We start from the raw sequence: 24,197 nt of genomic DNA on the forward strand, positions 1-24,197 counted from the left end.
GCTCTGCGCGCAATAAATGTTCGCGCAATTGTAAGAATGCATCTGCCTGATTTTTCGGCAGAGGGGAGAGTGTCGAATGGTCGACCGGCCTGCGGGGTCCAATAAACCCCATCTCGAACTGCATGTGCCCGAGCCGAAGTTCCGGCCCGGCGACCAGGCGGATTTCTCGCACATCGACATCGGCGAAGCCGGTGCGCAGCCGCGCCCCGATGAAGCCTGCGACGCGAAGGAAACCCTGCCGCTCTGCTACGACCTGATCCGGGTGCTGGGCGAGGATAACAAGGCGCATGGCGCTTGGGATCCCAAGCTCGACCCTGAGACTTTGCGCCAGATGCTGCAACATTTTGCCACCGTGCGCGCGTTTGACGAGCGCATGTTCCGCGGGCAGCGGCAGGGCAAGACCAGCTTCTACATGAAGTGCACCGGCGAAGAAGCGACAAGCGTGTCCGCCGCCATGGCGCTCGCCAGCGACGACATGGTCTTCCCGAGCTATCGCCAGCAGGGTGTGCTGATCGCGCGCGGCTACCCGATGATCGAGATGATCAATCAGATCTATTCGAACAAGGCCGACAAGCTGAAGGGTCGCCAGCTGCCGATCATGTATTCGAGCCGGGAGCACAGCTTCTTCTCGATTTCCGGCAACCTCGCCACGCAAACGCCGCAAGCGGTCGGTTGGGCGATGGCGAGCGCGATCAAGAACGACAGCCGGATTGCTGCGACGTGGGTGGGTGAAGGCTCGACGGCGGAAGGTGACTTTCACTCCGCCTGCACCTTCGCGACAGTCTACAATGCGCCGGTCATCATCAACGTAATCAACAACCAGTGGGCGATCTCGAGCTTTTCGGGCTTTGCCGGGGCTGAGCGCACGACATTTGCAGCCCGTGCGCTGGGATATGGTCTGGCCGGCCTCCGCGTCGATGGCAACGACCCGCTCGCGGTCTATGCCGCCGAGCGCTGGGCCGCCAACCGCGCGCGCGCCAACCAGGGACCGACGCTGATCGAGTTCTTCACCTATCGCGCCGAGGGGCACTCCACTTCGGATGATCCCAGCGGATATCGCAGCGCGCAGGAACGCGAGGAATGGCCGCTGGGCGATCCGATCAACCGTTTGAAAAACCACCTGATCGAGCTCGGTGAGTGGGACGAGGATCGGCAGGCGGCGATGGACAAGGAAGCGGCGGAGAAGGTCAAGGCAACCACCAAGGAGGCCGAGAAGAACGGCATCCTCGGCCACGGCCTGCACCATCCGTTCCGCACCATGTTCCAGGACGTTTACGAAGAGCTGCCCTGGCACCTCGAAGAGCAGGCCGCGCAGGCCAAGCGCGAACGCGAGATCAAATGGCCCGGTGAGGAGCCCTGGTCATGAGCGACGCCTTAAAAACACACGCGAGGGAAAAGCCTGTGGCCGAGCAGGGCACCGAACGCCGCCTCAACATGATCGAGGCGATCAACGATGCGCTCGACATCATGCTGGAGCGCGATCCCGATGTCATCATAATGGGTGAGGACGTCGGCTATTTCGGCGGCGTGTTCCGGTGTACTGCGGGCCTGCAGGAAAAGCACGGCAAGACGCGGGTCTTCGATACGCCGATCAGCGAATGCGGGATCATCGGCGTCGCCGTAGGGATGGGGGCATATGGCCTGCGCCCAGTGCCTGAAATCCAGTTTGCCGACTACATTTATCCGGGCCTCGACCAGCTGATCTCCGAAGCTGCTCGCCTGCGCTATCGCTCGGCCTGCGACTACATCGCGCCGATGACGGTACGCTCGCCATTCGGGGGGGGCATTTTCGGCGGGCAGACGCACAGCCAATCGCCCGAGGCGATCTTCACGCATGTGTCCGGCCTGAAGACTGTGATCCCATCGACGCCTTATGATGCCAAGGGCCTGCTGATCAGCTGTATCGAAGACAACGATCCGGTGATCTTCTTCGAGCCGAAGCGTATCTATAACGGCCCATTTTCTGGCTTCTACGACAAGCCGGTCGAACCGTGGAAGAAGCATAAGGATAGCGTGGTCCCCGAAGGGCATTACACGATACCGCTTGGCAAGGCGCGCCATGTGACCGAGGGCGAAGAACTGACCGTGCTGGCCTACGGCACGATGGTTCATGTCGCCGAGGCTGTATGCCGCGAGAAGGGCGTCGAGGCCGACATCCTCGACCTGCGCACCATGGTGCCGCTCGACATCGAAGCGATCGAAGCGTCGGTCAAGAAGACCGGTCGGTGCATGATCGTCCACGAGGCGACGCGCACATCCGGCTTCGGGGCCGAGCTTTCCGCGCTGGTCCAGGAACGCTGTTTCTATCACCTCGAAGCCCCGATCGAACGCGTCACCGGCTTCGACACACCCTATCCGCACAGCCTCGAATGGGCCTATTTCCCCGGCCCCGTTCGCCTTGGCGAAGCAATTGACCGACTTTTGAAGGACTGACCCGATGGCAAAGTTCACTTTCAACATGCCCGACGTGGGCGAGGGCGTAGCCGAGGCGGAGATCGTCGAATGGCACGTTAAGGTCGGTGATACGGTGTCCGAAGACCAGCATCTGGTCGACGTGATGACCGACAAGGCGACGATCGACATCGAAAGTCCGGTCGATGGCAAGGTGCTCGAACTGGCCGGAGAGCCGGGCGATGTAACCGCGGTGGGTGCGATGTTGCTCGTGATCGAAGTCGAAGGCGAAGTGCCGGACGAGGTCGAGGAGGCCAATGAGGAAGCAGCAGCTGCAGCTGAACCCGCTCCCGCTCCGAAATCCGAACCGGTCGAAGAACGCATCGAAGTCGAAAATCCCGATGCGAGCGACGCGGACGATGCGATGGCGGCCGATCCTGAACCGGCACCTGCGCAGCCGGTCGAGGAAGCGCCCTCTGCCAAGGCCGAAACCAAGGTCCTTGCCAGTCCTGCCGTGCGCAAGCGGGCCAAGGAGCTCGGCATCGACCTCAGCGAAGTGAAACCTGCCGAAGACGGACGCATCCGCCACGGCGATCTCGACGCTTTCCTGTCCTACACCGGCGGTTTCTCCGCTGCCGCTCCGACGCGCAGCGATGAAGAGTTGAAAGTCATCGGCATGCGTCGCCGCATTGCCGAGAACATGGCGGCCTCCAAGCGCAACATCCCGCATTTCTCCTATGTTGAAGAAGTCGATGTGACCGACCTCGAGACCATGCGCGCGCAGCTCAACGCCAATCGCGGCGAGAAGCCCAAGCTTACGATCCTGCCGCTGCTGATAACCGCGATCTGCAAGACGCTGCCGGACTTCCCGATGATCAACGCTCGTTACGACGATGAGGGCGGGGTCGTGACCCGACATGGCGCGGTCCATCTCGGGATGGCGACACAGACCGATGCAGGGCTGATGGTGCCGGTGATCCGCGACGCGCAGTCAAGGAACCTGTGGCAGCTTGCCAAGGAAATCGGGCGCCTGGCCGAGGCTGCCCGCACCGGCAAGGCAAAGTCGGAGGAATTGTCCGGCGGCACGCTGACCGTCACCTCGCTCGGCCCGCTCGGCGGTGTTGCGACGACGCCGGTCATCAATCGCCCGGAAGTCGCGATCATCGGGCCTAACCGGATCATTGAGCGCCCGATGTTCGTGCCCGACGGGCAGGGCGGCGAGCGGATCGAAAAGCGCAAGCTGATGAATATCTCCATCAGTTGCGACCACCGCGTGGTCGACGGCTACGACGCGGCGAGCTTCGTCCAGGCGCTCAAGAAATTGATCGAGACGCCGACTTTGCTCTTGGTCGACTGATCAGCGAACTATTGCGCTGTAGGTCAGGACACCGCGGCCAAGCGCGGCTTCGGCGTTGCTGACCTGCCAGCGCAGGTGCGTGACGTCCTCAGGCGAAGCGCGGCGTGCGCCAATGCGCAGCTCTGCAAGATCGCCCCAATTGCGGCCCCCGTCGATCGAGACTTGCGGCGCCTTGCCGCCGCTCCGCTGAAACGCGAGATCGCGCGGGACCCGGCTCGATACGGTAAAGCTGCGCTCGCGGCCCGGTGCGTTCCATTCGAGCATCAGGACAACGGTGTCGCCCTTACGGACTTCTTCGGCCGGTTCGAGCGCGCGCACCGGTTTGCCGGCGCGCACATCCGCGCGCTCGACATAGACCGATTTTTCGATCGCGACGCCCGAATTGGCGGCAACGCCGCCGGCCGCAAGACATGCCAGGCTTCCGAACAACAACAGATTGCGCATGGCCCGTTTCCCCCGAATTCCAGCCATCTGGTTCGCTCGGGAAAGTGCCGCGGAGAGCCGAATATATGGTTAACGCGGACATAAATTTCACAGCGCTGAAATTCCTGTTTGCGGACCATTGACAGGAATCGGGTGCTGCCCTAATTGCGCCGCTCCCAAGAGGTGCTAGCCGCTTGAATGCGCGGGTGTAGCTCAGTTGGTTAGAGTATCGGCCTGTCACGCCGAGGGTCGCGGGTTCGAGTCCCGTCACTCGCGCCACTTGGGACATTTTCCTTTTTGCAGATTGCAGGCGCACTCCGCGCTGCGTGAAAAATCCGTTTGAGCTTTGCGCGCGAACAGGCAAGGGTCCGCCCAAGGCATCAGAGGGAGATCCAGCAATGAAGACCGCCATCACCGAAATGTTCGGCATCCAGCACCCCATCATCCAGGGGGGCATGCACTATGTCGGTTTTGCGGAGATGGCGGCGGCGGTATCCAATGCGGGGGGTCTCGGCATCATCACCGGGCTGACCTTGGGCACCCCCGAAAAGCTCGCCAGTGAGATCGACAAGTGCAAGGACATGACGGACAAGCCTTTTGGCGTGAACCTGACGTTCCTGCCGAGCCTGACGCCGCCCGACTATCCGGGCCTGGTCGATGTCATCATCAAGGGCGGCGTGAAGGTCGTCGAGACCGCCGGGCGCAATCCGCAGCAGGTGTTGCCTGCGCTCAAGGATGCTGGGATCAAGGTGATCCACAAGTGCACCAGCGTGCGGCACTCGCTCAAGGCGCAGGACATCGGTTGCGACGCTGTCTCGGTCGACGGTTTCGAATGCGGCGGGCATCCGGGCGAGGACGACATTCCTAACTTCATTTTGCTCCCGCGCGCAGCCGACGAGCTCGACATTCCCTTTGTCTCATCCGGCGGCATGGCCGACGGGCGCAGCCTCGTCGCATCGCTCGCCATGGGCGCGGAAGGTATGAACATGGGCACGCGCTTTATCGCTACCAAAGAAGCGCCGGTGCACGAGAACGTGAAGAAGGCGATCGTCGCTGCAAGCGAGCTCGACACCCGCCTCGTCATGCGCCCCTTGCGCAACACGGAGCGTGTGATGACCAATGACGCCGTCGAGCGCCTGCTGGAAAAGGAAAAGGCGCTCGGTGACGACCTCAAGTTCGAGGATATCATCGCCGAAGTCGCGGGCGTTTACCCAAAGATCATGACGGAGGGCGACATGGACGCAGGTGCGTGGAGCTGCGGCATGGTCGCCGGCCTCATCAACGATATCCCGACATGTCAGGAACTGATCGACCGCACCATGCGGGAGGCGGAAGATATCCTCGCGCGCATGAATGCGATGCAGAAGGAAAGCGTACCCGCCTGATCAGGTGCCTTGCGAGGAGAGCTTGCGCAGGTTTTCCTCGTGCTCTTCCTTGCTGATCTTGTAGCGGCTGATCGCGTAGATCATGCCCATCCACAGCGCGAGCAGGGTAGGGGCATAGAATGCGCCGAGCAGCCATAACTTGTCGGGCGTGACATCGCTGGGATCCGCTGCCTTGGGTATGGCAACGATCGACAGGATGATGCCACCGACAAAGGATCCGAGGCCAACCGTGCATTTGCGGGTGAAGGTGACTGCGGCATAGAACACGCCCTCCGAGCGGCGCCCGGTCCTTAGCTCGCTGCTCTCCACGAGATCGGCGATCATGGAATAGAGCACCGCCTGCAGCGCGATAATCAGTGACAAGTCCAGCGTGTTGATGGTCGCGATCAGCGGAAACAGCATCGGATCGCCATTTTCCGGCATGAGACCGAACAGCCGGAGAAGCACGGGCGCTGGCGCAACGGTGAAAGCGATCAGCCCTAGGATGATAACGGCTCTGCGCTTGCCCGCGCGTTTGACGGCGAAGGGTGCGACGAAGAAACTTATCAGCGCCGAAAAGAACACCAGCGCGGTCCAGATGAATTGCTGCTGGGTGGAAAAGCCCCAGAAATAGGTCAGCATGATGAAGGCCAGCGAGGCCGCCACGCCCGTGGCGACCGAACCAAGCAGCGTGGCCACGAACAGCGCGAAGAAGCTCTTCTCGCTCAGCGTCTCGAACATTTCGCCGAACAGTTTGCGCAGCGAAAACCGTTCGGTATTGACCGGTGCCTCGCGCAACTGCGGTATGTTGCGATGGGTGCCGAGAGCCGAGATCATGATGGCGGCGAAGATCAGCACCGAAGCGATCACACCATAGGTCGCATAGCCTTCGCGGTTGAGTATGCCGTGCGAATAGACTGCGGTAGGCACCAGCAGTGCGCCGAACATCAGCACAGTCATCGCATTGCCGCCGGTCCAGCCGAAGAAGAGGCGATAGGTCTGCAGGCTGGTGCGCTCTTCGTAGTCCGACGAGAGCTCGGGAAGTAGTGCGGAACTGGGCGTCTCGTAGAAGGTGATAAAGGTGCGGATCAACACGGCGAGCCCGAGCAGGTAGGCAAACAGCGCGCCCTGACTCCAGTCGGGCGGGTTCCACAGCATGTAATAGCTCGCCGCAACCGGAATGGCGGCGGCATACATGAAGGGGTGGCGCCTGCCCCAGCGCGAGCGGAAATTGTCCGACCAATAGCCGACCAGCGGATCGGACACGGCATCGAGCACGAGGGCGATCAGGATGGCAAGGCCGACCAGCCCCGGTTCGAGCCCAACGACAGTGCCGTAGAACAGCAGCAGGAAATAGTTGAACCCGCCGTCTTTCACGCCAAAGGCGACGGAGCCGAAGCCATAGGCGAGCTTGGTCGCGATCGGCGGCTTGTCAGCGCCGTGTGCGAGCGGAGCGTCGGTTTGCGTGGCCAGCTTTTCTCTCCCTCAGGGAAAGCTAACCGAATGCGACGGCGCGTCAATCGCTCTCGTCGATCAACCCAGTCGGTTGGTCACTTGGTTCTTCCGGTTTCCATCCATCTCAGGAAGCGGCCGAGCGGTAACAACCATACGAGGCCTAGGAAGAGGTAGACGACCGTCTGGAAGATGGCATGCCATCCGCCGATCCACTCCGGCACGTAGCGTGCAATGAGCACGGCATAGACCGTCAGGCCTAGCGTGAGTGCAAGGAGCCCGATCGGGATTCGCCAAGTGGGTTGGTCTCGCATCAGAATGGTCCGTACAGGCGCGTCGGAGTGACGACAGCATCGAGCCGCTGATCGTGCGGTTCGATGGGCAGGCTCTCGACCAGCTGTACATCCCAGGCAAGACCGATCTTGGTCCGGCCTTGATGATCGGCAAGCCACTGGTCGTAATGCCCACCGCCCTGGCCGAGGCGCTCTCCGGTTGCCGTGAAACCGATCAACGGGATGAGCAGGCAGTCCGGCTCCAGCCGCGGCGCATCCTCCACGGGTTGGCGCAGCTCGAAGGGCCCTGCGACAAGATCGCTTTCGTCGAAGGGATCCGTGTGCTCTGCAAACGTCATGGGCTCATTGGCGCTGCTGAAACGGGGCAGGGCGATGCGATGGCCGCGTTCGTAGAAGAACTTGGTATAGGATGTCGTCGGCGCTTCGTCTGCCGTAGCGTGGTAGAGACCAATGACCGCATCCTCGTCGATCATGTCGAGAAGCGGGGCCGGCGGTCGATTGAACAGCAGCGCACGTATCGATGGCGGTTGGGTCGCGACATGTTCGCGGCGGGCCTTGCGCAATTCTCGACGTAGTTGAGCCTTAATCTCCAAGGCTATCAATCCTCACGTTATCATCGGCCTGAAGGGCCCAAAGGGCGACTGTCCGCCCGCAGCGATGCGATCTTCGATCGCAATGAGCGAGGAAAGCCAAGCGGACAGATGTCGGCGCTGGCGCTTGAAGCAAACAAAGAAAGTGACGGAACCACCATGGGTCGGTGCCAGTGAAATCCTCTGACGCCTAAACGTCAGGTGGGCGCCGTATGCCCCGGTTCCCAGGACGAACCCGTGTTCCAGGGCAGGGACAGCTCCCTAGGATTGCTTATAGCCTCAGGGATATTCGAACGGCTCGTGCCGGGCAGTCCCGCCATTGCGCTATTTAGGAAGTCTCGCCCACGCCCTCAAGCTTGGCGGCGCAGTTTTCGAGCAGTTCGGCAAATCGTTCGAGCGACGGGGCTAGTTCCGGATCGTCGGGCGCGGCAGCCGGATTGATGAATGAGGCTTGCTGCGGGGGGGCAGATTGCTCTTCGGCTTCTGCCAACTTGGCTTCCAGTGCGTCGCGCTCGCTCCTGAGGCTCGCGAGTTCGCCTTGCAGCCGCGACTTTTCGCTATCGGCTTCCATAACCGCTACCTTGAAGCGCTCATTATCGGCAATCAAATCGTTGTATTTATTGGACTCCTGCTGGATAGCTGTTTGCGCCTGATCGAGTTCCTTCTCGAGCCCGCTGACACGCTCCTTGAGCTTGGCGGCCTTGTCCTCTGCAAGCTCCGCTTCGCGTTTGAGGTCGGCGATGCCGGTCAGCGCGGTCTTGCTGTCTGCTTCGATCTTCGCGCGTCTTGCCTCGGCGGCATGCAGTTCGTCCGCAATCCGCAAGGAGGCGAACAGGAGATTTTGCGAATAACGATTAGCAAGCTGCTGGAAACGCTCGTTTATCCGGTCGGCGAGATTGCGAACATGCTCTTCGTCACCCGGCTGGACCGCGATGGCGAATTGCCGCCCCCCGACAGTGATGTCGATCTGGTTCATTTCTCGACTTTCCCGATAATGTCGTCGAGCCGCTTGATCTCCGCTGCCACGGTCTCGCGCAATTCCTCATGGCGAACCACAAGTTGGGAAACAGTGGGCGGCATCCCGACTGCCGGGTCGCCTTGTTGCGAAGCTGTCTGGCCGGTCGGCTTGTCGGCAATATCCGCGATCCGCGCGAGCGCTTGCTCGATCCGCTGGACAGCATGCTCGATCCGTTCTCCGCTCATGGTCGCAATTTACTCCGTTTATCGTTCACAGGCAAAGCCTTGGTTGGACCTGTTGATAAGTGGGGTGAGGCATGCGGTGAAACGAGGTGTCCGGTGGACCAAGCCGAGGCTGTTCTTGACCTCTTGGCGAGGCTCCGCGAAGGCTGCGCGCGCGGCGAATCGCCGCTCAAATTTCACGCGCAGGAGCCTTCCGCCCATGAGCCTCGATCCCGCCCGCCTCGCGCCCATGGCCAACGCCATTCGCGCGCTTTCGATGGATGCGGTTCAGGCGGCGAATTCGGGACACCCTGGCATGCCGATGGGCATGGCCGATGTGGCGACGGTGTTGTGGTCGCAGTTCCTCAAGTTCGATCCCGCGGCGCCCGACTGGGCCGACCGCGATCGCTTCGTGCTGAGCGCGGGCCATGGTTCGATGCTGATCTACAGCCTGCTCCATCTGTCGGGCTATGCGCAGCCGACGATGGAGGACATCCGCAATTTTCGCCAACTCGGCAGCCCGTGTGCAGGCCACCCGGAGAACTTCCTCCTGCCGGGGGTCGAATGCACCACCGGGCCGCTGGGGCAAGGGCTCGCCATGGCCGTCGGCATGGCGATGGCGGAGCGGCACCTCAATGCGTTGTTCGGCGATGACCTGGTCGATCACCGCACGTGGGTGATTGCGGGCGACGGGTGCCTGATGGAAGGCATCAACCATGAGGCGATCGGTTTGGCCGGTCATCTCAAGCTGGGCCGCCTCAACGTTTTGTGGGACGACAACAACATTACCATCGATGGCGAGACGGACCTGTCCACCAGCGAGGACATCAAGGCGCGCTATGCCGCAACCGGTTGGCATGTCGCAGAATGCGACGGTCACGATTTTGCCGACATCGCCCGCGCGCTGGAAGAAGCCGCCGCCGACGATCGCCCCTCATTGGTTGCCTGCAAGACGGTGATCGGCAAGGGCGCGCCGAACAAGCAGGGCACCAGCGCCACGCACGGTGCGGCCTTGGGCGAGGACGAAGTAGCCGCAGCGCGCGAAACGCTGGGGTGGGACGCCGAACCTTTCGTCATTCCCGAGGACATCCTGGCCGACTGGCGCTCGACCGGCGAGCGCGGCCGGGACGCGCATGGAGCGTGGGAAAGCCGGGTAGACGGCAGCGAGCACAAAGACGAATTCCAGCGACGGATGGCGGGCGAGCTACCGCATGGTGACGCGTCGAAGGACTATATCGCCTCACTCGTCGAGAATCCGGCCAAGGTCGCAACCCGCAAGGCGAGCGAGATGGCGCTGGCCGAGATCAATTCGCGCCTGCCGGACACCATCGGCGGCAGCGCCGATTTGACGGGTTCGAACAATACGAAAGCCGGCGGCATCGAGGCGATGACGGCGGACGATTATTCGGGCCGGTACGTTTATTACGGCATCCGTGAATTCGGCATGGCGGCGGCGATGAACGGTATGGCGTTGCATGGCGGGGTGATTCCTTACGGCGGCACGTTCCTGGTGTTCACCGACTATGCGCGCGGCGCGATCCGCCTCTCGGCGTTGCAGGAAGCGCGCGTCATCTACGTGATGACGCATGACAGCATTGGCTTGGGCGAGGACGGCCCGACGCATCAGCCTGTCGAGCATCTTGCTTCGCTCAGAGCGATGCCCAACCTCCTCGTCATGCGCCCGGCAGACGCGGTCGAGACTGCCGAATGCTGGGAAATTGCGCTGCGCAACGCGACCCGACCCAGCATCCTTGCCCTCAGCCGTCAGGGTCTGCCGCAGATGAGGCTCGAGGCAGTGGATGGCAATCTGAGCGAGAAGGGCGGCTACCGGATCAAAGCTGCGGAGACAGAACGCAGGGTCGTGATTGTCGCTAGTGGCTCGGAGTTGCATGTCGCCGCCGAATGTGCAGCCAAGCTGGAAGAGCAGGGCATCGGCGCAGAGGTGGTGTCCATGGTCAGCACCGAACTGTTCGAGGAGCAGGACGAAAGCTATCAGGCCGACCTCCTCCCCGCCGACGTGTTCAAGGTATCGATCGAGGCGGGCTCCACCTTCGGCTGGGATCGCTACGTGGGTTCCGACGGGCTGAAGATCGGTCTCGATCGTTTCGGAGCTTCCGCTCCGGCAGGCGACCTGTTCGAAAAATTCGGTTTCACTGCGGACGCCATCGTCCCGCAAATACTCAACAAGATCAAAGCATAAGCAGGAGTTCTTCATGGCTACCAAAGTTGCCATCAACGGTTTCGGACGTATCGGCCGCCTCGTGGCGCGCGCCATTCTCGAGCGCGACGATCACGATCTCGACCTCGTCAGCATCAATGACCTTGCCGACACCAAATCCAACGCACTGCTGTTCCAGTACGATTCCACCCACGGTCGCTTCCCCGGCACCGTCGAAGTCGGCGACAATGCCATCATCGTGAACGGCAAGAGCATTGCCGTGACCAGCGAGCGCGATCCGGGCAACTTGCCGCATGGCGATCAGGGCATCGACATCGTCCTCGAATGCACCGGCTTCTTCCAGAGCCATGAGGCTGCCGAACCGCACCTCAAGGCTGGCGCAAAGCGCGTTCTGATCTCGGCTCCGGCCAAGAATGTCTCGGCTACCATCGTCTACGGGGTGAATCACGATGTGCTGACCAGCGACGACGTGATCGTCTCCAACGCCAGCTGCACGACCAACTGCCTCTCACCGATGGCCAAGGTGCTGCACGACACGGTGGGCATCGAGCGCGGCTTCATGACGACGATCCACAGCTACACCAACGACCAGCGCATGCTCGACCAGATGCATGGCGACATGCGCCGGGCCCGTGGCGGCGCTCAGAACATGATCCCGACCACGACGGGCGCTGCCCGTGCAGTCGGCCTGGTCCTGCCGGAACTTGCCGGCAAGCTCGACGGCAGCTCTGTTCGCGTGCCGACGCCCAATGTGAGCCTCGTCGACTTGGTCTTCACCCCGGGGCGGGACACCTGCGCCGAGGAACTGAACGACGCGCTTAAGGCCGCTGCAAAAGGCAAGATGAAAGGTGTGCTCGACTACACCGATCAGCCGCTCGTCAGCTCGGACTTCAATCACTATCCGGCCAGCTCGACCATCGACAGCCTTGAAACCAGCGTGATGGAAGGCAAGCTCGCCCGCGTCGTAAGTTGGTATGATAACGAATGGGGCTTCTCCAACCGCATGATCGACACCGCCGGTGTCATGGCGGGGCTGCTTTAAGGAGGCTTTCGTGCCGACATTCAAGACCCTGGACGACCTTGGCGATATCACCGGCAAGGTCGCGCTGGTGCGCGTCGATCTCAACCTGCCGATGAAGGATGGTTCGGCGAGCGACGTCACCCGTGTCGAAGCCGTCAAGCCGACCATTCTCGAACTGAGCGAGAAAGGCGCGAAAGTCCTGCTCCTCGCCCATTTCGGGCGTCCGGGCGGGAAGCGCTCGTCGGTCCTTTCGACCAGCATGGTGGTGGGCGATGTCGAAGGCGTGCTCGGCAAGGAACTGATGTTCATTCCCGAGGTCTCGGGACCGGTTGTCGAGCAATCGATCGGCATCCTGCGCAATGGCGACATCGGCGTGCTCGACAATACGCGTTTCTGGCCCGGCGAGACGGACAATGATCCTGATTTTGCCAAGGCCATCGCCGCGCACGGCGATTTCTATGTCAACGACGCGTTTTCCGCCGCACATCGCGCCCATGCGACGACAGAAGGCATCACGCATTTCCTGCCATCCTATGCAGGCCGCGCGATGGAGAGGGAATTGAAAGCGCTCGATTCCGCACTCGGTAATCCCGAAGCGCCGGTCGCGGCCGTCGTCGGCGGGGCCAAGGTTTCGACCAAGCTCGACGTGCTCAAAAACCTGGTCGGGCGCGTCCAGCACCTGATCATCGGCGGCGGCATGGCCAACACCTTTCTTGCCGCGCGCGGGGTCGATGTCGGCAAGAGCTTGTGCGAGCACGACCTCACCGACACCGCCAGTGCCATCATGGACGAGGCCGATCACGCCGGCTGCACGGTGCACCTGCCCTATGACGTCGTGGTGGCGAAGGAGTTCGCGGCCAATCCGCCGAGCGTGCGGACCTGCAATGTCCACGAGGTCGCCGCGGATGAAATGATCCTCGACGTCGGTCCGCAGGCGACCGAGGCGCTGGGCGATGTGCTCAAGACCTGCCGCACGCTGGTATGGAACGGCCCCCTCGGTGCCTTTGAAATCGAGCCCTTCGATGCGGCGACAGTTGCATTGGCAAAGACCGCGGCCGCGCTGACGCAGGATGGCTCGCTCGTCTCCGTCGCAGGCGGAGGCGACACCGTGGCGGCGCTGGCGCATGCGGGCGTCACAGAAGATGTGACTTACGTTTCTACCGCAGGCGGGGCCTTCCTCGAGTGGATGGAGGGCAAGGAACTGCCGGGGGTCAAGGCACTGAGCGCGTGAGCGAGAACGAAGCTGTAGGTTCCAGTGGCGGGCTGGTCCCGATCACCGAGGGCGAATGGGCCGGGTGGTCGACCTGGCAGGGCGATGCCTTCGAACAGCGCGCGGGGCCGTTCTACGAAAAGCAGAATGCCGACGGATCGCGCGTGACCGCTTTCCGAGCAGAAGCGCGCCACATGAACGGCGCAGGCTTCATGCACGGCGGCTGCCTGATGACTTTCGCGGACTCGGCCATTTTTACCATAGCGACCGACGCTCTGGGCGACTCGCATGGCGTGACAATGAACCTCTCGGGAGACTTCCTCGACGCGGCGCGCGAGGGACAACTGATTGAAGCGCGCGGCGAAGTAACGCGGGCCGGGGGCAAGACGATCTATGTTCGCGGTATCGCTACCGCAGATGGCACGCCCGTTTTGAGTTTCACTGCCATCATCCGCAAAGTCGGGCCGAAGAAGACCTGACGATGGCTGAAACACGCCGCCTTTTTTCGACACCTTTTGTCATTGATGAGCTACAAAGCGCTGCGGGCATCGCGGCACTGCGGCAAGCCATCGAGGCCGAACATGCGCGCGACGGGCAGGGCGTCAGCATCTCCAATATCGGTGGCTGGCATTCCAACACCCGGATGCTCGAATGGGGCGGGGAGGCGGCGCGGGCGCTGGCTTACAAGTCCATGACTATGGCCGATGCAATCACGCAGGATGCCAAGAGCTCGCAAGCGAGCCGTTTCGGATGGGTGCCCGAGATGTGGGCCAATGTCTCATCCAAGGGTCATGCCAACCAATATCACTTCCATCCCGGGAGCTTCTGGTCGGCCGTCGCCTATATCGACGATGGCTATGGCGGAAGCGACGATCCTGCCTTGGGAGGCGAGCTCCAATTGCTCGATCCGCGCATGCCGATGGTGCGCATGACCGCGCCGGACCTGCGTATGCTCGATGCCGATGGTAAGCCGCAGCAGAACGAAATTTCCATCCACCCGAAGACTGGAATGATCGTGATGTTTCCGAGCTGGCTGCAACACGCGGTCCGGCCGTTTCACGGCTCCGGGACGCGCATCTCGATCGCAATCAATCTGGTGGCGGCGCTGAAGACTGGCTGACCTTCAGCGATAGTCCGGGTTGGGGGCGTCGAAGCGATGGCCCTCGTTCCATAGATCTTTCGAATTGCCATGGGCAGGGATGCCCCCCGCATCTTTCAACATGCGCGCCAGATGCAACAGGTTCCACGTCGCGAAAGTCGTGTTGCGCCGGGTAAACTCGTTGTCGTCTCCCACGTAGCCGCTGCCATCTTCTTTCGGGTCGCCATAGCTTGGGCCGGGGCCCGCTTCGCCGATCCATCCGGCGTCGGCTTGCGGCGGGATCGTGTATCCAACGTGCTGAAGCGAATAGAGTGTGCCCATGGCGACGTGTTTGATCCCGTCTTCATTGCCGGTGACGATGACGCCGCCAACCTTGCCGTAGAATACATATTGTCCCTTGTCGTTGGTCTCGCCCGAGTGGGCGTAGAGCTTTTCGATGAATTTCTGACAGACCGAACTTTTCTCGCCCAGCCAGATGGGGGTTCCAATGACCAGAATGTCGGCATCGCGGATGCGCGGCCAGAGCTGTGGCCACTCGTCCGTTTCGAACCCGTGTTCGGTCATGTCGGGATAGACACCGGGCGCGACATCATGATCGACGAAGCGGATCTGCTCGAGAGATACACCATTGCGCACCATGATCGCGGCGACGATGCCCAGCAGCTTGTCGGTATGCGATCCCTGCGGGGACGGCTTGAGCGTACAATTCACCGTGACTGCCTTCAGATCGCTGAAGTCGGTCGTATTCTCGCTGCACAGTCTCTCTTGCGTTGTATCGAGCATTCGCGCCTCCCATTCCCGCTGCGATACACCCTGAACGCGCGAACCACGGATTCTGCCCCGAGCGGTGTTGCGAGCCGCGCAGGAGGGCGGTAAGGGCGCGTGCATTCCTATGCACGGCTACGCGCCCAACCGCTTCTCAGGACAGGATAACGCATGAATTTCGACGACATGACCGCCAAGATCGCATCGGCCGACGGCTTCATCGCAGCCCTCGACCAGTCGGGTGGATCGACGCCCAAGGCTTTGCGTGGCTACGGTGTCGAGGACAGCGAATGGGATGGCGACGAGCAGATGTTCGACAAGATCCACGAAATGCGCTGCCGCATCGTAGAAAGCCCCGTCTTCAACGGCGAAAAGATCGTCGGTGCGATCCTGTTCGAGCGGACGATGGAAGGCTGCAACCCCGAGGGAATGCCGATCCCGGAGCGGCTGCGGTCCAAGGGGATCGTGCCGTTCCTCAAGGTCGATAAAGGCATGCACGACGAAGCCAATGGCGCGCAGCTCATGAAGGACATGCCCGAACTCGATGCCAATTGTGCGCGGGCCAAGGAACTGGGTGTATTCGGCACCAAGATGCGGTCTGTCATCCACGAAGCCGACGAAACTGGCGTTGCCGACATTGTTCGCCAGCAGATGGATTTCGGCCTGCAGATCCTCGACAACGGCCTAGTGCCGATCCTCGAGCCGGAAGTCAGCCTGAAGAGCAATTCGCGCGCCCAGGCCGAAGCCCTCCTGCTGGCCAATGCGCTGGAACAGCTCGAACGCGTGCCCGAAGGCAAGCAGGTGATGTGGAAGTTGACCATTCCTATCGAGCCGAACACCTACGCTCCGCTTATCGATCACCCCAAGGTACTGCGCGTCGTGGCGTTGAGCGGCGGATATTCTACCGAGGACGCTTGTAGCGAACTGGCCAAAAACAAGGGCATGATCGCCAGCTTCAGCCGCGGCCTGCTGCAGGACCTGCGCGCGATGCAGAGCGATGCCGAATTCGACGCGACGCTGGGCGACGCCATCGACCGGATCTACGACGCGTCAGTCGCCGGCTGATCGCACCATGTCGAAAGGCTCGTAGGCGAGCGACAAGCGATACTTCTCGAGCCGTATCGCCCCGTTGGGATTGGCGGGCGTTCCGGCCGAGGTGAGGTAGAGCAGGCCATCGCCCACGCGCAGCGGACGGTTCCAGTCGAGGACCACTTCGTACTCCCTCCCGCGATAGGCGAGCACTGCAGCTACGCGCAATTCGTCGTCGCGGAAGCAGAAACGCACGTCACTGCAGCGTGAATCCTCGATAATCCCGAACGCGACCACCGAAACATCGTCCGTTATCGCGACCCGCTGGAAGATCGGGACGTTCTCGACGCTGGAAGCGAGTGCGGCGGCAAGGACCATGGACATGGGCGAGTCTCCTTGTCGCAGCTGTAGCCGGGTTTGAGCCCGCGCGCTGCTCGGGATTTGCACTGTCCCAATCGCTGACAGATCGCCCATTGGCGCAGGCGGAGGTCGCGGCTAAGGGGCGCGCATGGCTGAAACAGAAATTCCGACGCAGCTCTATTTGATCTCACCGCTCGACGTGCGTGGCGGTTTCCCGCAGCGGCTCGAGCGGGCGCTCGAAGCGGGACGGGGGGTTGTCACCGCTTTCCAGTTCCGCGTGAAAGGCATCGACCAGCACGAAGCCGCGCGCCTGGCCGAGCCGCTCCAGGCGATCTGTGCCGCGCATGATGTCGCCTTTGTCGTCAATGACAGTATCGCTCTGGCAAAGCGCCTGAAGGCTGACGGCGTCCATCTGGGACAGGACGACGGATCGCCCAAGGAGGCGCGTGAGCAGTTGGGGCGCGAGGCGCAGATTGGCGTCACTTGTCATGCTTCGAGGCACCTCGCGATGGAGGCGGGTGAGGCCGGGGCGGACTACGTTGCCTTCGGCGCATTTTTCGACAGCGCGACCAAGGACAAGGGTGACGCCGAACAGCCGACTCTCGAATTGCTCGAATGGTGGAGCCAGGTGTTCGAAATTCCCTGCGTCGCAATCGGCGGGATTACGCCCGATAATTGTCAGCCGCTGATCGAAGCCGGGGCCGATTTCCTGGCCGTATCCGGAGCGGTCTGGAGCGGCGATGAAAGAGCGGCAGTTCAAGCCTTTGCGGAGCAAATAGCCGCGGCGTGAGTTGAACTTTTCGAAAAGGGGCAAAATGCGCCCCGTCATTCGGGAGTTTCCTCATGCGTGTCGCCCTTCTTGCCACCCTTTCTACCTTCGCACTTGTCGCGTGCGGCCCAAGTGCGGAATCGGGCGACAGCAGCGAGCAACAAACGGCTGCCGCCGAAACGAACGATTACGGCTACGAGACGTATAGCGACGACAATCTCGCCGATACGATGGCGTCCAACGATGATCGCTACATGGACGAGAGCGGATCCGATGCCGGGAGCGAGGACGCGACGCCTACCGACCTCCCCGATTCCGAAGAGCGCCCCATCATGCAGGCCCAGGTCGTACTCGACCGTGCAGGTTTCGGCCCCGGAGTCATCGACGGCAAGATGGGCATGAGCACGGAAAACGCGCTGCTGGGATTTCAGGAGGCCAATGACCTTGAGACGAGCGGCAAGCTCGATGACGCTACGAAGGAAGCGCTGAAAGATTGGGAGCGCATCCCTGCAACTCGCGTGGTGACCATTCCCACGAGCTGGAGCGATGCGACCTACTCCGACATCCCGGACGATACCGCGGCCAAGGCAAAAATGGAAAGGCTCGGCTATCGTTCGCTCGATGAACGGGTCGCGGAGCGATTCCACACGACGGTCGATGTGCTCAAGCGGCTCAACCCCAACGGAAAGCCTGCCGGATCGCAGACTGGCACAGGTTCGCAGGGCAACAGCGGTGCCGAGGGGGCCGATGACCGCAGCTCGAGCGCTACGCCGAGCTCGACGTCGAGCAGCACCGGCGGCGCATCTAAAACAAGCGAAGGTTTTTTCCGCGCCGGCCAGCAAATTCGCGTTCCCAATATCGGTGCCGACCGGATCGCACCCGGATCGCTCGAAGACACAGACTGGCAGCGCACGCTGGCATCGCTCGGTGTCGGGACCGAGCAGCCCGAAGTCGACCGGATCGTGGTGAGCAAGTCCGAAGATACCCTCAAAGCCTACAAGGGCGATACCCTGGTCGCCATGTTCACCGTCAGCTCGGGTTCCAGTGAGTTCCCGCTGCCGCTGGGTGAATGGGACATTGTCGGCGAGGCGTACAATCCGCCTTACAGCTATGACCCGGAGGTGCTTGGGCAGGGCGAGGGCGAGACCTATACCTTGCCGCCGGGACCCAACGGGATGGTCGGCGTGGTCTGGATCGATCTCAGCAAAGAGCACTATGGCATCCACGGAACGCCCGAGCCTGAAACCATTGGCCGCGCGCAATCGAGCGGCTGCGTGCGCCTGACAAACTGGGATGCGGCACGGCTCAGCCAGATGGTTTCGACCGATACTGCAGTGGAATTCGTCGCGTGATCGGCTAAGACACTTGGATGAAGTTCCTTGATCGCATTCTCACAATAGTCATCACCGCCACGGTAACGTCGATGATCTGGATCGTCGCCGGTGGCAGTCTGATCGAAAACGCCACGTCGGGCGACCAGATCGACCAGACGCGTCCTGCCGAGGCGGAGCCGAGCCCGTCCCCGACCGAGGTCGAAGACGAAGATGCGGATCGTACGCCGCAACCGGGGGAATCGGCCCGCGTTCTCGACACGGAGACGGCATCGCAGCCTACCGAGCGCGAGAATGCGCAGTTGCTGGTTCCCGTGCTCAACGTGCGCCCGAGCGATCTGTCCGACACCTTTACCGATGCCCGTGGCGGCGGCGTTCGCCTGCATGAGGCGATCGATATCATGGCCCCCAAGGGTACGACTGTTCGCGCGGCGGCCGCTGGCACGATCGAAAAACTGTTCCAGTCGGCTGCCGGCGGCAAGACGATCTACGTCCGTTCGGATGATCGCAAGACCATCCACTATTACGCGCATCTCGATGAATATGCCGAGGGACTGCGTGAAGGGCAAAAGATCAGGCGCGGTCAACGCATCGGCACCGTCGGATCGAGCGGCAATGCCAGCGAGGAGGCCCCGCATCTGCACTTCGCAATCCTGCGGACCACCGCCGATGCCGAATGGTGGGAGCCGGCCAACGCCGTCAACCCGTATCCCTTGCTGTCGGGCAGTCGCTGAAGCCTACTGGAGCGGTCCGATACGCACGCAGCGTATCCGATCAAGCGATCCGTCGGATTTCAGTTTGCGCAGAATGGAACTGCCCATCCTCTTGTAGCGCTGGTCCTTCATCGGTCCGCGCGTGAACACGAGCTCGTCTCCCTGCATCAGATAGGTGCCGTCGCCTGTCGGGCTGAGATAGCGCGAGGCATTCTTGATCGAGAACCGCATGTCGTCGATGTCCCGCCAGGCCGGCCCGCTGGCATCGCCGGGCAGCGAACATTGGTAGCGCCCGACCGGCAACGTGCCGAGCGGCGCGCCGGACTGCGCAGCAAGCGGGGCGGCGAGCATGGCCGACAGGGCCGCGGCGAGGGAGAGCGCGCGTTTCACTATAGTGTCCTTTACCAGCGCGCGCTCCCTAGTACCACCAACCTTGCTCCGGCATGAGCGACAGGCTAGAGGGCGCGCCAGATTATGCGTCGCTTTACCGGCGCGCTCTTTCTCACAGCAAGGCATTCACCCATGAAGATTAGCGGCGTGGACATCCGTCCCGGCAACATCATCGAATATGAAGGCGGCATCTGGAAAGTCGCCAAGATCCAGCACACCCAGCCGGGCAAGGGCGGTGCCTATATGCAGGTCGAGATGAAGAACCTGCAGGACGGTCGCAAGACCAATGTTCGCTTCCGCAGCGCCGACACGGTCGAGAAAGTACGTCTCGACACGCAGGATTACCAGTTCCTCTATGAAGACGGCGACCAGCTCGTGTTCATGGACCAAGACACCTATGAGCAGATCAATCTCGACAGTGACCTGCTGGGCGATGCCCGTCCATTCTTGCAGGATGGCATGACTGTCCAGCTCGAGCTGTGGGAAGAGAAACCCATCAGCGTGCAGCTGCCGCAGCAGGTGGAAGCCGATATCGTCGAAGCCGATGCGGTGGTAAAGGGCCAAACGGCCTCGTCCAGCTACAAGCCGGCCGTGCTCGACAATGGCGTTCGCATCATGGTCCCGCCGCATATCGAAAGCGGCACGCGCATTGTGGTCGATGTCTACGAGCAGACCTATGTCGGGAAGGCTGGCTAAGCGTCATGTCGATGTATTCCGGCCTCATCCGGGTGATGGAAAAAGCTGCGCGCAAGGCGGGCGGAAAGCTGCGCCGCGACTTCGGCGAGGTCGAGCACCTGCAAGTGAGCCGCAAGGGCCCGGCGGATTTCGTTTCCAAGGCCGACCAGATTGCCGAACGGACGCTTTATGACGAGCTGATCTATGCGCGGCCCGACTGGGGGTTCGTGCTGGAAGAAGGCGGCACGATCGAGGGCGATCCGGGCAAGCCGCGCTGGATCGTCGACCCGCTCGATGGGACCAGCAATTTTCTCCACGGTATCCCGCATTTCGCAATCAGTATCGCTGTGCAGGAGCCAAAGCTCGACGGCTCGGGCTGGGGCGATGTGACGGCGGCGGTGGTGTACCAGCCGATAAACGACGAAACCTATTGGGCCGAGAAGACCCGCGGTGCGTGGCTGCACGATGGCCGCCTGCGTGTTTCGTCACGGCGTAACCTCACCGACGCTCTGATCGCCACTGGGATTCCATTTCAGGGGCATGGTGATTTCGCAGAGTGGAGCCGCATCTTCGGTGCCATCGGACCCGAAGTCGCCGGCATCCGCCGCTTTGGCGCCGCCTCGCTCGATCTCGCTTGGCTGGCCCAGGGGCGCTTCGACGGCTTCTGGGAAAGCGGTCTCAACGACTGGGATACGGCGGCCGGCTGCCTGCTTGTGCGCGAGGCCGGCGGCTTCGTTACCGACTTCCGCGGTCGGTCCAACCCGATCCATTCGGCGCAGGTTCTGGCTGCGAACGACGGTTTGCATTCCAAACTGCACAAACTCTTGGCCAACAGCTTGAAGTGATTGCGGGCGAGCGCTAACAGCGCCGTTCCGCTCAAGGTGAGCCCCTGTGGTGGAATTGGTAGACGCGCTCGACTCAAAATCGAGTTCCGAAAGGAGTGTCCGTTCGAGTCGGACCAGGGGCACCATTTTCCATTTCCCGATTAAGTGTAACCTCCCTTCGCATTCATGCGAATGGAGGCACTGACAGTTGCTTGCCCATGGTGGGAGAGCGCTCATCACTGCAATCGGGGACCGAAATCATGGCATTCACTATTCGCGGCGCCGTCATCGCCGTTTCGCTCGCATTGCTCGCCACGGTGGCGAGCCAGTTATTCTACATCGGTGTCGTCGCTGAACTCGATGACGGGACATTCCTGCGAAAGGTCACGTGGACTACGGAAATGGCGATGTTTTCGCTCGTGGCGATCGCGGCCTTGCCGCTGGCCTCGCGCAGCACGGTGCCGCTGGTGTGGGCTGCCATCGCTATCTCCGGTATCATGAACGTCATCCAGGTCGGTATCGGACTCGCCGAATTCGGTCCTGCGCGAGAAGCGGCGGACGAGGCCGTGTTCCAGAGCGTGCTGGGCGGCGCCTTCTTCCTTTATTTCCATGCCAAGGCGCTCATCGGAATGGCTGCGATCGGACTCGGCCTTTCAGCGCTTGCTCACGGCACCCTCGGCAAGGTGCTCGGCGGATTGTCGATTCTCGCAGGAGCTGCGGCGGCCGTCCTCAACCTGCTCGCGATGGCCAACGGAATGGAAGTCATGTTCCCCGCCGGCGCCTCGGGCACTGCGGCGACGGCGCTGTTTGCGCTCACCGCCCTGCTTGTCGTGAAGGGCGAGGCTGGCTGAGAAAACCAGCTAGGTGGGGAGGTGCCTGCATTCCCGGGCACCTCCCGTTACGAATAGCGATTGCTTAGTAACGCGGTAGTTCGCTATCGCCTGCGGCAAGGATGATCGCCGCACCCTCTTTCCATGCGATAGCTGCCATAGCCGTGACGATCGCGATGTTCGTCGGCTTCATCCGCGGGCGCCTTTCGATAGAGATCGTCTCGCTGCTGACCATCGCGGTGATTGCGGTGGGGCTCTATTTCTTTCCCATCGAAGGCACAGATCCGACAGACGGTATCGTGCTCGCATTCTCCGGCTTCGGTCATTACGCACTGATTACCATTTGTGCGCTGATGATCATGGGGCGGGGCTTGGTCGTGACCGGTGCGCTGGAACCAGCCGCGCGATTTCTAGAGCGGGTGTTTAAGTGGAACATTCAGCTTGGCCTGCTGTTTTCGCTGCTGATCGCCTTCGTGCTGTCGATGGGCGTCAACAACACACCGGTGCTGGTGTTGCTGATCCCGATCTTTGTGACGCTCGCGGCGCGCGGTGCGCTGCCCGCTTCCAAGACGCTGATTCCGCTCAACGCCGCTTCGCTGATCGGCGGTCTGGCGACGACCATCGGCACTTCGACCAATATCCTCGTCGTTTCGATCGCGGTCGACCTCGGCATGGACCGTATGGGGGTGTTCCATTTCACGCCCATCGTGCTGGTCGCCGGTGCACTGGCGCTTCCATACCTGTGGCTCGTGATGCCACGCATGCTGAAGGACAATCGCACCACCGAATTTCAGCAGCAACGGAAATTCTATTCGCGTTTGCGCGTGGGCGACGAATCCAAGCTCGTCGGCGAGAAAATCGCCGATATCTTGCCGCGCCTGCCGGAAGGGATCACCTTTCACGACAAGACCGACGGTACGATCACCGCGCAAGAGCGGCTGCTGATATCCGGCACGCACGAAGCGCTGGAGGAGGCCATGCGCGAGATCGGCGGCGAAGTTGCGCCGATCTGGGTCATCGACAAGATCCGCCGCAAGTCGCGCGAGCTGGGGCAGGATATCAATGTCGTCGAAATGACCGTGACGGCGGATTCGCGCCTGCTCAACCGGACCTTGCCGACATCGGGCGTGGCCGACCTGTTCGGCGTCGCCGTGCTCGGCATCCATCGCCCCGACACCGTAATCGGCGACAAGGACAAATACAGTTCCGGCGGCGACCTGCGCATCAACGAAGGCGACGTGCTGTTGGTCATGGGCCTGATCGACGACGTGCAGGAATTTGCGCGATCGGACAGCCTGTTGCAGCTCGAGGGTGCACGCGAATTGCCGCGTCGGTCTAAGGCACTTCTCGCCGCCATCATCATGGGCATTTCCGTCGGTCTCGCCTCGCTCGGCATTTTCCCCATCGCCATCGCTGCGCTGGGCGGCGCAATCCTGATGTTCGTGACCGGCTGCGTTAAATTCGACCGTGTCGGCAAGGCGTTGTCCGGCCAGGTCATCGTGCTGGTCGCGGCCTCCATTGCGATCGGTCGCTTGATTGACGAGAGCGGCGCGGCCGACTGGTTGGGACAATTGCTGTCGTTGGCAATCGCTTTCGACGGGCCGGCGAATATCCAGCTCGCCATCACCATCGCCGTCATCATGCTTTTCATGACAGTGCTGACCAATTTCGCGTCGAATGCGACCGCGGCGACAGTCGGCACCCCTATCGCATTTGCCATTTCCAATCAGCTTGGCCTGCCGCCGGAGCCGCTGGTGCTGGCGGTGCTGTTCGGCTGCAACCTGTGCTACGCGACGCCGATCGCCTATCAGACCAATATGCTGATCATGGCCGAGGGGTCGTACAATTTCCAGGATTACGTCCGCACAGGCGTGCCGCTCGTTGCGATCATGGTAACTACGCTCACGGCGTTGCTTGTGCTGACTTACGGGATGTGACGCGCAGCGAGGGTGG

26 protein-coding genes, 2 tRNA genes and 1 other RNA gene are annotated in these 24,197 nt (G+C 61.8%); 19 read left to right on the forward strand and 10 right to left on the reverse strand.

Annotated elements, in window-relative coordinates; translation table 11 throughout:
• The first annotated feature begins 76 nt into the window (after positions 1-76).
• The 3 genes from EL2594_RS05095 to EL2594_RS05105 are packed head-to-tail and all read left to right on the forward strand — an operon-like array spanning position 77 to position 3,748.
• On the forward strand, positions 77-1,366 hold the full coding sequence (locus tag EL2594_RS05095) for a 3-methyl-2-oxobutanoate dehydrogenase (2-methylpropanoyl-transferring) subunit alpha (protein ID WP_011413959.1): 1,290 nt from the start codon (positions 77-79) through the stop codon (positions 1,364-1,366).
• A complete protein-coding gene (locus tag EL2594_RS05100) occupies positions 1,363-2,433 on the forward strand; it encodes an alpha-ketoacid dehydrogenase subunit beta (RefSeq protein ID WP_049762431.1) in 1,071 nt (356 codons plus the stop codon). Before EL2594_RS05095 ends, EL2594_RS05100 begins: the two co-directional genes overlap by 4 nt.
• A gap of 4 nt (positions 2,434-2,437) precedes the next feature.
• Complete coding sequence (locus EL2594_RS05105; RefSeq protein ID WP_011413961.1) at positions 2,438-3,748, forward strand: dihydrolipoamide acetyltransferase family protein; 1,311 nt, start codon at positions 2,438-2,440, stop codon at positions 3,746-3,748.
• Here the strand turns inward: EL2594_RS05105 and EL2594_RS05110 are convergent, their stop codons facing one another.
• A complete protein-coding gene (locus EL2594_RS05110; protein WP_011413962.1) occupies positions 3,749-4,192 on the reverse strand; it encodes a hypothetical protein in 444 nt (147 codons plus the stop codon).
• Positions 4,193-4,373: 181 nt separating this feature from the next.
• Here EL2594_RS05110 and EL2594_RS05115 point away from each other — a divergent pair.
• Positions 4,374-4,450, forward strand: a tRNA-Asp gene (locus EL2594_RS05115).
• 119 nt (positions 4,451-4,569) lie between these two features.
• Positions 4,570-5,556 (forward strand): NAD(P)H-dependent flavin oxidoreductase, encoded by a 987-nt coding sequence (locus tag EL2594_RS05120; protein WP_011413963.1) that lies wholly within the window; start codon positions 4,570-4,572, stop codon positions 5,554-5,556.
• Here the strand turns inward: EL2594_RS05120 and EL2594_RS05125 are convergent, their stop codons facing one another.
• From EL2594_RS05125 to EL2594_RS05145, 6 genes are all read right to left on the reverse strand, one after another.
• A complete protein-coding gene (locus EL2594_RS05125) occupies positions 5,557-7,008 on the reverse strand; it encodes an MFS transporter (protein WP_155805977.1) in 1,452 nt (483 codons plus the stop codon).
• A 77-nt stretch (positions 7,009-7,085) separates the two neighbouring features.
• On the reverse strand, positions 7,086-7,301 hold the full coding sequence (locus EL2594_RS05130; protein ID WP_011413965.1) for a DUF2842 domain-containing protein: 216 nt from the start codon (positions 7,299-7,301) through the stop codon (positions 7,086-7,088).
• Entirely contained in the window at positions 7,301-7,873 is a 573-nt protein-coding gene (locus EL2594_RS05135) for a 5-formyltetrahydrofolate cyclo-ligase (protein ID WP_081432285.1), read from the reverse strand. The genes EL2594_RS05130 and EL2594_RS05135 overlap by 1 nt, the downstream gene beginning before the upstream one ends.
• Positions 7,874-8,017: 144 nt before the next feature.
• A non-coding RNA gene (ssrS, locus tag EL2594_RS15120) (6S RNA) lies at positions 8,018-8,187 on the reverse strand.
• An 11-nt stretch (positions 8,188-8,198) separates the two neighbouring features.
• The gene (gene zapA, locus EL2594_RS14870) at positions 8,199-8,846 is read right to left on the reverse strand and encodes a cell division protein ZapA (RefSeq protein ID WP_011413967.1); all 648 of its coding nucleotides are present in this window, start codon (positions 8,844-8,846) and stop codon (positions 8,199-8,201) included.
• Positions 8,843-9,073, reverse strand: a complete 231-nt coding sequence (locus EL2594_RS05145) for a hypothetical protein (RefSeq protein WP_011413968.1) — start codon at positions 9,071-9,073, stop codon at positions 8,843-8,845. The genes zapA and EL2594_RS05145 overlap by 4 nt, the downstream gene beginning before the upstream one ends.
• Positions 9,074-9,269: 196 nt before the next feature.
• Here EL2594_RS05145 and tkt point away from each other — a divergent pair, with 196 nt between their 5' ends.
• From tkt to EL2594_RS05170, 5 genes are read left to right on the forward strand one after another with little or no spacing between them, the layout of a single operon-like run.
• Positions 9,270-11,249, forward strand: coding sequence for a transketolase (tkt, locus tag EL2594_RS05150; protein ID WP_011413969.1), 1,980 nt, complete (start codon positions 9,270-9,272; stop codon positions 11,247-11,249).
• Between the two features lie 13 nt (positions 11,250-11,262).
• A complete protein-coding gene (gap, locus tag EL2594_RS05155) occupies positions 11,263-12,270 on the forward strand; it encodes a type I glyceraldehyde-3-phosphate dehydrogenase (RefSeq protein WP_011413970.1) in 1,008 nt (335 codons plus the stop codon).
• Positions 12,271-12,280: 10 nt separating this feature from the next.
• Complete coding sequence (locus tag EL2594_RS05160; protein WP_011413971.1) at positions 12,281-13,480, forward strand: phosphoglycerate kinase; 1,200 nt, start codon at positions 12,281-12,283, stop codon at positions 13,478-13,480.
• Complete coding sequence (locus EL2594_RS05165; protein ID WP_011413972.1) at positions 13,477-13,938, forward strand: PaaI family thioesterase; 462 nt, start codon at positions 13,477-13,479, stop codon at positions 13,936-13,938. The genes EL2594_RS05160 and EL2594_RS05165 overlap by 4 nt, the downstream gene beginning before the upstream one ends.
• Before the next feature lie 2 nt (positions 13,939-13,940).
• Positions 13,941-14,579 carry a 2OG-Fe(II) oxygenase family protein gene (locus EL2594_RS05170; protein WP_011413973.1) on the forward strand — a complete coding sequence of 213 codons (639 nt, stop codon included), beginning with the start codon at positions 13,941-13,943 and terminating at the stop codon, positions 14,577-14,579.
• A 3-nt stretch (positions 14,580-14,582) separates the two neighbouring features.
• On the opposite strand, the gene EL2594_RS05175 is transcribed toward EL2594_RS05170, so the two are convergent.
• A complete protein-coding gene (locus EL2594_RS05175) occupies positions 14,583-15,341 on the reverse strand; it encodes a flavodoxin family protein (protein WP_011413974.1) in 759 nt (252 codons plus the stop codon).
• A gap of 153 nt (positions 15,342-15,494) precedes the next feature.
• Here EL2594_RS05175 and EL2594_RS05180 point away from each other — a divergent pair, with 153 nt between their 5' ends.
• Positions 15,495-16,388, forward strand: coding sequence for a fructose bisphosphate aldolase (locus tag EL2594_RS05180; RefSeq protein ID WP_011413975.1), 894 nt, complete (start codon positions 15,495-15,497; stop codon positions 16,386-16,388).
• Here EL2594_RS05180 and EL2594_RS05185 read toward each other — a convergent pair.
• Positions 16,374-16,736: a hypothetical protein gene (locus EL2594_RS05185; RefSeq protein WP_011413976.1), complete on the reverse strand. Its 363-nt coding sequence runs from the start codon at positions 16,734-16,736 to the stop codon at positions 16,374-16,376. The genes EL2594_RS05180 and EL2594_RS05185 overlap by 15 nt on opposite strands.
• Before the next feature lie 124 nt (positions 16,737-16,860).
• On the opposite strand from EL2594_RS05185, the gene thiE reads away from it, so the two are divergent.
• Genes thiE through EL2594_RS05200 form a run of 3 tightly spaced genes read left to right on the forward strand, consistent with a single transcriptional unit; the run spans position 16,861 to position 19,546 of the window.
• The gene (gene thiE, locus EL2594_RS05190; protein WP_011413977.1) at positions 16,861-17,502 is read left to right on the forward strand and encodes a thiamine phosphate synthase; all 642 of its coding nucleotides are present in this window, start codon (positions 16,861-16,863) and stop codon (positions 17,500-17,502) included.
• Positions 17,503-17,555: 53 nt separating this feature from the next.
• On the forward strand, positions 17,556-18,833 hold the full coding sequence (locus EL2594_RS05195; protein WP_011413978.1) for a L,D-transpeptidase family protein: 1,278 nt from the start codon (positions 17,556-17,558) through the stop codon (positions 18,831-18,833).
• Between the two features lie 17 nt (positions 18,834-18,850).
• Positions 18,851-19,546, forward strand: coding sequence for a M23 family metallopeptidase (locus EL2594_RS05200; RefSeq protein ID WP_011413979.1), 696 nt, complete (start codon positions 18,851-18,853; stop codon positions 19,544-19,546).
• A gap of 3 nt (positions 19,547-19,549) precedes the next feature.
• Here the strand turns inward: EL2594_RS05200 and EL2594_RS05205 are convergent, their stop codons facing one another.
• The gene (locus tag EL2594_RS05205) at positions 19,550-19,915 is read right to left on the reverse strand and encodes a hypothetical protein (RefSeq protein WP_011413980.1); all 366 of its coding nucleotides are present in this window, start codon (positions 19,913-19,915) and stop codon (positions 19,550-19,552) included.
• Positions 19,916-20,047: 132 nt separating this feature from the next.
• Between EL2594_RS05205 and efp the strand changes: the two genes are divergently transcribed.
• From efp to EL2594_RS05230, 5 genes are all read left to right on the forward strand, one after another.
• The gene (gene efp, locus EL2594_RS05210; protein WP_011413981.1) at positions 20,048-20,611 is read left to right on the forward strand and encodes an elongation factor P; all 564 of its coding nucleotides are present in this window, start codon (positions 20,048-20,050) and stop codon (positions 20,609-20,611) included.
• Positions 20,612-20,616: 5 nt separating this feature from the next.
• The gene (locus tag EL2594_RS05215) at positions 20,617-21,435 is read left to right on the forward strand and encodes an inositol monophosphatase family protein (RefSeq protein WP_011413982.1); all 819 of its coding nucleotides are present in this window, start codon (positions 20,617-20,619) and stop codon (positions 21,433-21,435) included.
• Between the two features lie 40 nt (positions 21,436-21,475).
• A tRNA-Leu gene (locus EL2594_RS05220) sits at positions 21,476-21,560 on the forward strand.
• A 114-nt stretch (positions 21,561-21,674) separates the two neighbouring features.
• On the forward strand, positions 21,675-22,265 hold the full coding sequence (locus EL2594_RS05225; protein WP_155805979.1) for a hypothetical protein: 591 nt from the start codon (positions 21,675-21,677) through the stop codon (positions 22,263-22,265).
• Positions 22,266-22,366: 101 nt separating this feature from the next.
• Positions 22,367-24,181, forward strand: a complete 1,815-nt coding sequence (locus EL2594_RS05230) for an SLC13 family permease (protein ID WP_011413984.1) — start codon at positions 22,367-22,369, stop codon at positions 24,179-24,181.
• Positions 24,182-24,197 lie beyond the last annotated feature (16 nt).

The sequence above is a fragment of the Erythrobacter litoralis HTCC2594 genome, from assembly GCF_000013005.1.
GTDB classification, from domain to species: Bacteria; Pseudomonadota; Alphaproteobacteria; order Sphingomonadales; family Sphingomonadaceae; genus Parerythrobacter; species Parerythrobacter litoralis_A.

What these genes read in the sequence shown, in the direction of transcription:
- EL2594_RS05120 (WP_011413963.1), top strand. Translation starts at nt 4,570, where the DNA reads ATGAAGACCGCCATCACCGAAATGTTCGGCATCCAGCACCCCATCATC.
- EL2594_RS05105 (WP_011413961.1), top strand. Translation starts at nt 2,438, where the DNA reads ATGGCAAAGTTCACTTTCAACATGCCCGACGTGGGCGAGGGCGTAGCC.
- EL2594_RS05185 (WP_011413976.1), bottom strand. Translation starts at nt 16,736, where the DNA reads ATGTCCATGGTCCTTGCCGCCGCACTCGCTTCCAGCGTCGAGAACGTC.
- thiE (WP_011413977.1), top strand. Translation starts at nt 16,861, where the DNA reads ATGGCTGAAACAGAAATTCCGACGCAGCTCTATTTGATCTCACCGCTC.
- EL2594_RS05195 (WP_011413978.1), top strand. Translation starts at nt 17,556, where the DNA reads ATGCGTGTCGCCCTTCTTGCCACCCTTTCTACCTTCGCACTTGTCGCG.
- EL2594_RS05215 (WP_011413982.1), top strand. Translation starts at nt 20,617, where the DNA reads ATGTCGATGTATTCCGGCCTCATCCGGGTGATGGAAAAAGCTGCGCGC.
- EL2594_RS05100 (WP_049762431.1), top strand. Translation starts at nt 1,363, where the DNA reads ATGAGCGACGCCTTAAAAACACACGCGAGGGAAAAGCCTGTGGCCGAG.
- zapA (WP_011413967.1), bottom strand. Translation starts at nt 8,846, where the DNA reads ATGAACCAGATCGACATCACTGTCGGGGGGCGGCAATTCGCCATCGCG.
- gap (WP_011413970.1), top strand. Translation starts at nt 11,263, where the DNA reads ATGGCTACCAAAGTTGCCATCAACGGTTTCGGACGTATCGGCCGCCTC.
- EL2594_RS05170 (WP_011413973.1), top strand. Translation starts at nt 13,941, where the DNA reads ATGGCTGAAACACGCCGCCTTTTTTCGACACCTTTTGTCATTGATGAG.
- efp (WP_011413981.1), top strand. Translation starts at nt 20,048, where the DNA reads ATGAAGATTAGCGGCGTGGACATCCGTCCCGGCAACATCATCGAATAT.
- EL2594_RS05145 (WP_011413968.1), bottom strand. Translation starts at nt 9,073, where the DNA reads ATGAGCGGAGAACGGATCGAGCATGCTGTCCAGCGGATCGAGCAAGCG.
- EL2594_RS05200 (WP_011413979.1), top strand. Translation starts at nt 18,851, where the DNA reads ATGAAGTTCCTTGATCGCATTCTCACAATAGTCATCACCGCCACGGTA.
- EL2594_RS05225 (WP_155805979.1), top strand. Translation starts at nt 21,675, where the DNA reads ATGGCATTCACTATTCGCGGCGCCGTCATCGCCGTTTCGCTCGCATTG.
- EL2594_RS05110 (WP_011413962.1), bottom strand. Translation starts at nt 4,192, where the DNA reads ATGCGCAATCTGTTGTTGTTCGGAAGCCTGGCATGTCTTGCGGCCGGC.
- EL2594_RS05230 (WP_011413984.1), top strand. Translation starts at nt 22,367, where the DNA reads ATGATCGCCGCACCCTCTTTCCATGCGATAGCTGCCATAGCCGTGACG.
- EL2594_RS05180 (WP_011413975.1), top strand. Translation starts at nt 15,495, where the DNA reads ATGAATTTCGACGACATGACCGCCAAGATCGCATCGGCCGACGGCTTC.
- EL2594_RS05130 (WP_011413965.1), bottom strand. Translation starts at nt 7,301, where the DNA reads ATGCGAGACCAACCCACTTGGCGAATCCCGATCGGGCTCCTTGCACTC.
- EL2594_RS05175 (WP_011413974.1), bottom strand. Translation starts at nt 15,341, where the DNA reads ATGCTCGATACAACGCAAGAGAGACTGTGCAGCGAGAATACGACCGAC.
- EL2594_RS05095 (WP_011413959.1), top strand. Translation starts at nt 77, where the DNA reads ATGGTCGACCGGCCTGCGGGGTCCAATAAACCCCATCTCGAACTGCAT.
- tkt (WP_011413969.1), top strand. Translation starts at nt 9,270, where the DNA reads ATGAGCCTCGATCCCGCCCGCCTCGCGCCCATGGCCAACGCCATTCGC.